The sequence below is a fragment of the Streptomyces sp. NPDC059371 genome (assembly GCF_042751995.1).
In the GTDB taxonomy this organism is placed as follows: Bacteria; Actinomycetota; Actinomycetes; order Streptomycetales; family Streptomycetaceae; genus Streptomyces.
The window spans coordinates 174,814-183,075 of the sequence record NZ_JBHYXD010000006.1 but is presented as its reverse complement, the minus strand read 5'-3'; the positions used below and the strand labels follow the sequence as shown (position 1 = coordinate 183,075).

Below are 8,262 nucleotides of genomic sequence, written 5' to 3'. Positions count from 1 at the left end.
AGAATCCTCTTCTGTTCGCCGCCCGCCCCTCGTGCAGGTGCTGTGAGATCAGATCGTGCGCAGGCCGGTGTAGTAGCCGCCGACCTGCTCGTGATAGTCGGCGTCGCCGAGGTGCTTGTCCTGGACGAACTCGGGGGAGTCCTTGACCTGGTCCTTGGTGAGCGCCACGTAGACCTTCTGCTCGTTCTGGTCGACCGACTGCACGGTGCCGGCCGGAAGCAGGACGTGCTTGCCGAAGATCCATACGCCGGTGTCGACGACGAGGTAGGAGGAGTCGACCTCGTCCGAGTGCTTGTCGACCTTCCCGATGCTGCCGTCGGTGGCCTCAACCTTGTATCCGATCAGGTCGGTGCCCACGATGTAGCCGGTGGTCGGCTGGTAGCCCCAGATGCTGTCACTCATAAAGACTCCTTCATTGAAATTCGTTGCAACCCGCAGCCGAACTGCCGAGTCTGTCGAGGCGTCATCGAATTCGATGGCGTTTCATCGGGGATCCGGGTTCCCAGGCTTTGATGCCCCACACGTTCTGCCTCATGGAAATATTCATATGGCCGGAAGTATGTGAGGGCGGTCCCGCTGCCATGGCGCCGGAGCCCACCCGTACAAGGGGGCTCCTACCACCTACCAGCGGTACCAGCGGCCTCGCTTGCCACCGCGTGCCCCGGGGCGGATGACGAAACCGAGGGCCCACACGATCAGCACGATGACGGCGACCCACCACAGGGCCTTCAGCGCGAAACCGGCACCGAAGAGGATCAAGGCCAGCAAAAGAACAAGAAGAATAGGAATCATAGTTATCAACCTCCGAGCTGTCGTATGCCCTGTGGATCGATCTCCAGTCCTGTGGATCCCTGGATCCCATGTATTTCCTGCAGAGGTCTATGAACTGCGCAAAGGCCGCTCTGTGCTGCCAGGTTTGAAAATGGACCAAGGGGTGACACGAGGTGGGAATTCATTTTCGGCGAGGCAGGGTGAGTGATTGTGGCTGCGGATGAGAAGGCTCAGGCCAAGGGCGAGCAGGCCAAGGGCAAGGCCAAGAAGGTCGTCGGCGGAGCGGTCGGCAACGAGTCCCTGAAGGCCGAGGGGCACGCCGAGGAGTCCACGGGGGACCTGCGCGAGGCCAAGGAGAAGGCCAAGGACGCCGTCAAGCCCAAGTAGGCGGCACACACACTGCTGATCCCGGCGGCCTGTTGGCGCCGGGATCAGCGGTGTTCGGGGACAGGCTGCCCGGCACCCCGCCGATACCTCCCATCATGGTGTGCCTGCCAGGACGGCGATGTGGGGCAACGGCAAGGACGGGCGGTCCGGCGAGCCGCGTACCGGGCCCGGGTGGCCGCCGACATCGGGGCGCACGGATGCGTGAGGGTGAGCGCCGGGGTAAGGCTGAAGGCATGACGACAACCCTCGGCGCCTTCGTTCTCGGTACCCCCGATCCGCCCGCGCTGGCCGACTTCTACCGGGCCCTGCTCGGCTGGCGGGAAGTCGAGCGCGAGCCGGAGTGGGTCCGCTTGAAGGCCCCGCATCAGGAACGCCCCGGGCTGAGTTTCCAGTTGGAGACCGATCACATGCCTCCGACCTGGCCGCAGCGCACGGGCACGCAGCAGATGCAGGCGCACTTGGATCTCCAGGTCGACGACTTGGAGGCGGAAACCGAACGGGCCTGCGCTCTGGGCGCGACGCTGATGGAACACCAGCCGGAGAACGACGTACGGGTTCTCCGCGACCCGCACGGGCATCCGTTCTGCCTCTTCCTTCCGGGTGCCTGAATGCCAGGGCATGCACCGGGCCGGGGGCACACCGCCGAAACCTCGGCCGACGGACTGCCGGTCACGGGCCGGCCCGGCTGCTCGCTCCGCCTGAGTACGCCCGGCACTGTCTGTCTAGCGGGCGATCGAGATCGCGAAGGGCGCGAATCCGCTGGACCGGATCACATGCGGTACGAACAGAATCGCGGCCTCCGTGGCGCGGGCGGTCTGGATCCCGCCGAGGTCGGTGATCCACTCCTCGCGCCAGCCGAGGTCGACGAGCAGTTCACGGACGGTCTCCTTGGCCTGCGGGTCCTCGCCGGAGAGGAAGGCATCGGGCGCCTGGGCGAGCGTGGCCGGCTCGGTCATCACCGGGAAGAGCATGGTGTTGAGTGTCTTGACGACGCGCGTTTCGGGGAGCGCTTCCTGGAGTTGTTCGGCGAGGCTTGAGCCGGGGTAGATCAGGTCGGCGGGCAGTCCGTCCGGTCCGTCGACGGTGGCGTTGGAGACGTCGAGGAGGATCTTGCCGCGCAGTTCCTCGCGCAGGGCGGCGAGCCGGTCCAGCGAGCCGGCGCCCGGGGTGGCGTTGATGACGATCTGGGCTGTCCGGGCAGCGTCGGCGGCGGCGCCCGGAGCGCGGTCCGCCACGGTCACCTCATGGCCGGCCCGGGTGAGGGCTGCGGCCAGGTTGCCGCCGACGCGGCCGTTTCCGAGAACTGCGATCGTGGTCATGATGATCTGGTCCTTCCTTGCGTACAGGGTTGTGGTGCGCGGTCAGCGGGAGAGCGTGGCGACGGCCTCGGCGTGGACGCCGGGCGCGGCGGCCAGGAAGCTCTCGCTCTGCGGGGTCCAGGGGCGGCCCTCGGCGTCGGAGATCCGGCCGCCGGCCTCGGTGACGAGCAGCGCCCCGGGCAGCAGGTCCGCGCGGGCGCCGGCGAACTGCCAGAAGGCGTCGATCCGGCCGGCGGCCACGTTCATCAGGTGCAGGGTCGCGGGCACCGCGGTGCGGACGACGAGCGCGTCGAAGAGCATCGCGGTGATCGAGGAGCCGACCCGCCGTACGACCTTCTCGTCCTCGTCCGGCCGGGCCTGGCTGGTGGCCACGATGCTCAGGCCGAGGTCCGCGGTCGGGGAGACACGCAGGGGCCGGCCGTCGAGGTGGGCGCCCGCGCCGGTGAGCGCGGTGTAGGTCTCACCGGTCAGCGGCAGGTGGACCGCGGTGAGTACCGGCTGGTTCTCGCGTACGAGGGTGGCGGTCACCGCCCACTCCGGCAGGGCGTGCAGGTGGTTGACGTTGCCCTCGGCCGGATCCACGACCCACCATTCGCCGGGCGGCAGCGCCCCGCCGTCCAGCTCGTCCTCCACCCAGCCGGCGTCGGGGCGCAGGCGCGTGAGGGTGGGGCGCAGGATGTCGAGGGCCGTGTCGTCGTTGGCGGCGAGCGCGCGCATCAGCTCATCGCGGGTCCGGTAGCGGACCACCTCGCCGAAGCGCTCGCGCAGCGCCGAACCGGCCGCGCGGACGGCGATCGCGGTCTGGTCGAGCAGGTCGGCGTCGGAGGCGGTGACGTCAGTGGTCTGAAGCGTTTCGGACATGGTGGAACTCCTGTGTGAGGAGGGGTGATTGGGCTGGTCGGATCCGGCTGTGCGTTCCGTCTTGCGCTCTGGTCTCGAAGGTATCCAGCCCCTTCGTTAACTTCAAATGCATGTTAAGCACGGATAGGATTACTCACATGCAATTGGATTTGAACCTGCTCACCGCGCTCGACGCGCTGCTGGAAGAGGGAAGCGTGGCCGGGGCGGCCGCACGCCTGCACGTCACCGCCCCCGCGATGAGCCGGAGTCTGGGCCGCATCCGGAGCACGACCGGGGATCAGATCCTGGTACGCACCGGACGCACGATGACTCCGACGCCGTACGCGATCGCCGTCCGGGAACAGGTGCACGAGCTGCTGCACCAGGTCCAGGGGGTGCTGGCACCGAGCCGTGAACTCGATCTGGCGACGTTGGAGCGCACTTTCACCCTCCGCTGGCACGATTCCCTGGTCGTCTTGAGCGGTCCCGCGCTGCTCGCGGCCGTGCGCGGACAGGCGCCCGGCGTGCGCTTGCGCTTCGTCGCGGAATCGAGCATCGACACCCCCGGGTTGCGGCGCGGCGAGGTCGACCTGGAGGCGAACGCCAACCGCCCGAGCGCACCGGACATCCGTGCCGAGAGCGTGGGCGAGACCCGTCTCGTCATCGTCGTGAGGCGAGGGCACCCCCTCACCCGCGTCAAGACCGTCACCGCAACGCGGTACGCCGCCGCTGACCACGTCACCATCTCGCGACGTGGAAACCTCGGCAACGCCCTCGACGACGCCCTCGCACAGCTCGACCTCACCCGCCGCGTGGTGGCCACCGCACCCACGGAATCGGCCGCTCTGGAGTTCGCGCGCGGATCGGATCTCGTGATCAGCGTTCCCGAAGCCACCACGCGGTCGGCGGTCGCCGACCTCGGCCTGGTCGTGCTCCCCCTCCCGCTCGAACTGCCGCCGGCAGCGATATACCTGTCGTGGCATCAGCGCTACGACACCGACCACGCCCACGCCTGGCTGCGCGGGCTGGCCCGAACCGCGCTGGCCATGTGCGGAACGTCGTAGTCGGCGTCGTCAGCGCGGCCGTCCGACCTCGTGGACTGTGAGCGTTCGGCTGACGGCGTCCAGGCGGCGCCGAAACCCCTCCTCCGAGACGTTTTCCAGATGGCTCAGAAATACCCACAGGTGACCCGAAGGGTTCCGGCCGGTGCCAGGGGCGCACCCCCGGGTGGGCTTCGCCGGTCCATCAGCCGGTCTACCGGTCAGTGCAGGATGCTGACGGCACGGGCGATGACCAGTAGGGAGGTCAGGAGCGCTGCGATGCTCTGAACGCTCATCAGCAACTTCGCACGAGTGGACAGCGGCATCGTGTCGGTGGGGCTGAAGGCGGTGGAGTTCGTTACGGACACGTACAGGTAGTCCACGAGATCGGGCACCCAGTCAGAGCTGATGCTGGCGCCATCGGCAACCTCTTCCACCGCGTCGTCGTTCTCGTCCTGCGAGAAGCGGAAGTCCGCCAGCGGCAGCTTGTCGCGGGGGAGCTGGGTGCGTGCCACCGGTCCGCCGCGGTCCAGCTCCCAGTAGGCGAGGCCGAAAGCGATGATGTTGGTGAGCCATACCTGCAGAGCGGCTACCAGCAAGGAGCGGCCGTCCTTCACCTCGGCATGGACCAACTCGTGGATGAGGATGCCGAGCGCGGTGAGGTTGCTGGCCACGATGACGAGCACGAGAGCCAGTGACAGCAGCCGGAAGGTGGTGGTCTGCCGGGTGAGCCTCTTGGGATTGATCGCGATGAGCGGTACCAGGAGCAGCAGTTCGAGAGCGGGCAGTACGTAGCGCGGTGCGATGAGGAGCTGCTGCGGCAGGGCCAGGTACAGGATGATGGCGATGAGGGTGGCGGCTACTCCCGGCAGCCGGGGTTCGCCACGGCGTTCGTGCCGCGGGTGCTTGACGCGGGCGTCGGCTCGGCTCGTCACCATGGATGTCTTCCTCCCGCACGCGTCTGAATCCGGCGTTTCGTGATCGTCTACCCTTCCACGAGGGGTGCAGGCCGAGCGGGTGTGTGTGGACGGGAGTTCGCGGGCGTGTCGCCCGGCGGACCAAGGCGGTGGCATACCGCGGGCGGGCCTTGGTGATGGAGGCCCCGCCGTCCACGCTGACGTGGCGACCTCGGGTCGCCGCCGACCCCAGGAGAGCGCTGATCCCCGCGAAAGTCACGGCGGCTCCCCGCATGACCGTCCGACCGGCCGAGCAGACCCCGTGGCCACCCCAAGTTCTCGTTCGCATCGAGGGGCCGACTGGACGGAGTGACTCAGCCATCTCCGCGATCAGCGGAACGACGCCCCTGTCTCACCGGCCGCACACCAGATCAGCGGTCTTGAACCATTGCCGATCATGCGTGGCACCTGGCCCCTGAGACAGCCGACCGGGAGATCCCCTTACTGCTCGCCAACGGCCGCAGGGATGAAGCGAGGCGAAGGTCTGCTCGACGACAAGCGGAGCGTGCGACCTGCCACGCATCCTGACGCCGCAAGGCAATGGCTGGTTCGCCGGCGAAGGCGAAGCCGAATCCGGGTGTTTCGGGCTCCGAGCGCCGGTCCGCGGCCCGTTCGCACGGTGTAGCTTCGCCGTTGAGGGGGGTGGCGCCATGACTGGACGTCGCGGTTTCGGGGAGGTCTTACGCACTCATCGGCGAGCGGCACGCCTGACCCTGGAGGAACTGGCCGAGGCGTCGGGGGTCAGTGCCCGAGCGCTGTCGGACATGGAGCGCGGCCGCAGCAGGGGGCCTCAGCAACGGACCGTGACGGCCTTGGCGGACGCCCTTGCCCTGAAGGCCGATGTCCGCAAGCAGTTCATGGAGCTGGCGCGCGAGGGCCGGCTGCGGGATCACTGGACCCGTCCGACCGGCCTGTGCGAACTACCGCGGTCTGTCGACGACTTCACGGGTCGCGCGGCGGAACTGGTCTGGGTGAGCGAGCTGGTGTACGCCGAGAGCTCGCCGGGTGTCGGCATGGTGGGGCTCATCACCGGCTCAGCGGGCATGGGGAAGACAGCATTCGCCGTTCGTGCCGCTCACGCGGTCCGGCCGAGCTTTGCCGACGGGGTGTTGTTCCTCGATCTGCTCGGCATGTCCCAGCAGCCTCTGGCCGCCGCCGACGCTCTGCGGGTACTGCTGCGCGCGCTCGGCGTCACGGACGACCGGATACCCGGCGACACCCAGGGACGCGCCTCCTTGTACCGCTCGCTGCTGAGGGACCGCCGTGTCCTGGTCGTCCTCGACAACGCCGCGTCGGAGGAACAGGTGCGCCCGCTGCTGCCGGGAGGCGGTGCGGGCCGGGCGCTGATCACCACCCGGCGGTTGCTGTCAGGTCTGGAGGGCGTCCGCAGGCTCGTCCTCGGGCCCCTGCCACTGCCGGAGTCCACGCACCTGCTGACCGGGATCCTGGGCGAGCGTTCCGCAGCCGACGGGGAAGCGGCCCTCACGAGGCTCTGCGAGTTGTGCGGCGGTCTGCCCCTCGCACTGCGGATCATCGGCAACCGTCTGGTCAGCCGGCCCGGATGGGGCGCCGCCGAACTCGCCGCCCGGCTGGCGAACGAGGAGCGAAGGCTGGATCAGTTCAAGGCCGGCGACCTCAAGATCGCCAACGCGTTCGGGATGTCGTACGAGCAACTCGCCGATTCCGCGCGGCGGATGTTCCGGCGGCTCGCCGTGGTGCCGGGAGAGGACTTCGACGCCGGCCTGGCGGCCGTCGCGGGAGGGGTGCCGGAGGAGGACGCCTGGGAGGCTCTGGACGACCTCGTCGACCTCGGCCTGCTGAACGACAGCGATGCGGGCCGTTACCGCTTCCACGACCTGGTCCGTCTGTTCGCCCGCGACCGGCTCCAGGAGGAGGACACCGCGGCCGAGCGTGAGGCGCTTACGGGACGGGTGACGTCGTGGCTGCTGCGGATGGCCACACTGTCAGGACGGTGGTTCGAACCGGGCCACGGCCGTCCCGACCGTCCCGACCCCGATCTCCACGCCGTGACATCCCCGGAGGAAGCCGACTGGTGGCTGCGGGTGAACGCGGACAACTGGCTGGGTGCCATGCGGGCCGCGGCGAACAACGACCGGCACATCCTCGTCCTGGACTGTGCGGAGTCGATGCACTGGTTCTCCGAACGGTGGGCGCACAGCCCGCACTGGCAGGAGGTCTTCACACACGGAGCGCAGGCTGCCGCCGCCCTCGGCGACCTGACCCAACAGGCGACCCAGTTGAACTATCTGGCCTGGGTTCATTCGGTGCCGCCCAGCGAGCCGGAGGCCGTGTTGCGACATGCGGCCCAGGCACTGGAGCCGGCCACCCGAGCCGGCGCCACCGCGCAGATCGCCTGGGCACACGAGTACACCGCCTCCGCGCTGCTCCTGCTCGGCCGGCTCGACGAAGCCATCGCGTCGTCCTCCCGGGCAGCGCACCTGTTCAAGACGATCGGTGACATCGACTCCTCCGTCCAGAGCCACGCCCACATCGCCAACTGCCTTCTCGACGGGGGGCGTTACGCCGAGGCGTTGGAGCAGTACGTCGGACTGCTCGCTCTGCTGGACGACCCGGGGTCCGGGATGACCCCGATCGTCGCAGCTCATTGCCGACCCGTCGCCCTGATCCGGATCGGCAGTTGTCTTGGACACCTCGACCGACGCGCGGAGGCGATCGCCACACTCACCGAGGGCATCGACCTCCTGGACACGCTTCAGATGTCCGACTACCGGCAGGCCGGCGCTCTGGAGACCCTGGCCGCCCTGCTGGCCGGCGAAGGCCGGACCGACGAGAGCCGTCGTGCCTACGCTCGGGCGGCGCAGGTCTTCGAAGCGATCGGTGACACCGAGGCGGGCAGCCGCTGCCACGCTCGGGCACCCGCCACGCCCTGACAAGGTCCGAGACACTGCCGGCAGAGGCCGGCGGGTA

The 8,262-nt window shown here is 68.6% G+C and carries 9 protein-coding genes; 4 read left to right on the top strand and 5 right to left on the bottom strand.

The window, feature by feature from the left end:
* Positions 1-48: 48 nt before the first annotated feature.
* On the bottom strand, positions 49-402 hold the full coding sequence (locus tag ACFXGX_RS06215) for a PRC-barrel domain-containing protein (RefSeq protein WP_384785315.1): 354 nt from the start codon (positions 400-402) through the stop codon (positions 49-51).
* A gap of 219 nt (positions 403-621) precedes the next feature.
* On the bottom strand, positions 622-792 hold the full coding sequence (locus ACFXGX_RS06210; RefSeq protein ID WP_384785312.1) for a hydrophobic protein: 171 nt from the start codon (positions 790-792) through the stop codon (positions 622-624).
* Between the two features lie 189 nt (positions 793-981).
* On the opposite strand from ACFXGX_RS06210, the gene ACFXGX_RS06205 reads away from it, so the two are divergent.
* Both ACFXGX_RS06205 and ACFXGX_RS06200 read left to right on the top strand, forming a co-directional pair.
* Positions 982-1,158, top strand: coding sequence for a CsbD family protein (locus ACFXGX_RS06205; RefSeq protein ID WP_384785309.1), 177 nt, complete (start codon positions 982-984; stop codon positions 1,156-1,158).
* 233 nt (positions 1,159-1,391) lie between these two features.
* On the top strand, positions 1,392-1,766 hold the full coding sequence (locus ACFXGX_RS06200) for a VOC family protein (protein WP_384785306.1): 375 nt from the start codon (positions 1,392-1,394) through the stop codon (positions 1,764-1,766).
* 114 nt (positions 1,767-1,880) lie between these two features.
* Here the strand turns inward: ACFXGX_RS06200 and ACFXGX_RS06195 are convergent, their stop codons facing one another.
* Positions 1,881-2,477, bottom strand: a complete 597-nt coding sequence (locus ACFXGX_RS06195; protein WP_384785303.1) for an NADPH-dependent F420 reductase — start codon at positions 2,475-2,477, stop codon at positions 1,881-1,883.
* A gap of 42 nt (positions 2,478-2,519) precedes the next feature.
* Entirely contained in the window at positions 2,520-3,338 is an 819-nt protein-coding gene (locus ACFXGX_RS06190; RefSeq protein ID WP_384785300.1) for a 3'(2'),5'-bisphosphate nucleotidase CysQ, read from the bottom strand.
* A 137-nt stretch (positions 3,339-3,475) separates the two neighbouring features.
* On the opposite strand from ACFXGX_RS06190, the gene ACFXGX_RS06185 reads away from it, so the two are divergent.
* Entirely contained in the window at positions 3,476-4,381 is a 906-nt protein-coding gene (locus ACFXGX_RS06185) for a LysR family transcriptional regulator (protein ID WP_384785297.1), read from the top strand.
* A gap of 197 nt (positions 4,382-4,578) precedes the next feature.
* On the opposite strand, the gene ACFXGX_RS06180 is transcribed toward ACFXGX_RS06185, so the two are convergent.
* Positions 4,579-5,295, bottom strand: a complete 717-nt coding sequence (locus ACFXGX_RS06180; RefSeq protein WP_384785294.1) for a hypothetical protein — start codon at positions 5,293-5,295, stop codon at positions 4,579-4,581.
* Between the two features lie 668 nt (positions 5,296-5,963).
* On the opposite strand from ACFXGX_RS06180, the gene ACFXGX_RS06175 reads away from it, so the two are divergent.
* Positions 5,964-8,225: a helix-turn-helix domain-containing protein gene (locus ACFXGX_RS06175; protein WP_384785291.1), complete on the top strand. Its 2,262-nt coding sequence runs from the start codon at positions 5,964-5,966 to the stop codon at positions 8,223-8,225.
* Positions 8,226-8,262 lie beyond the last annotated feature (37 nt).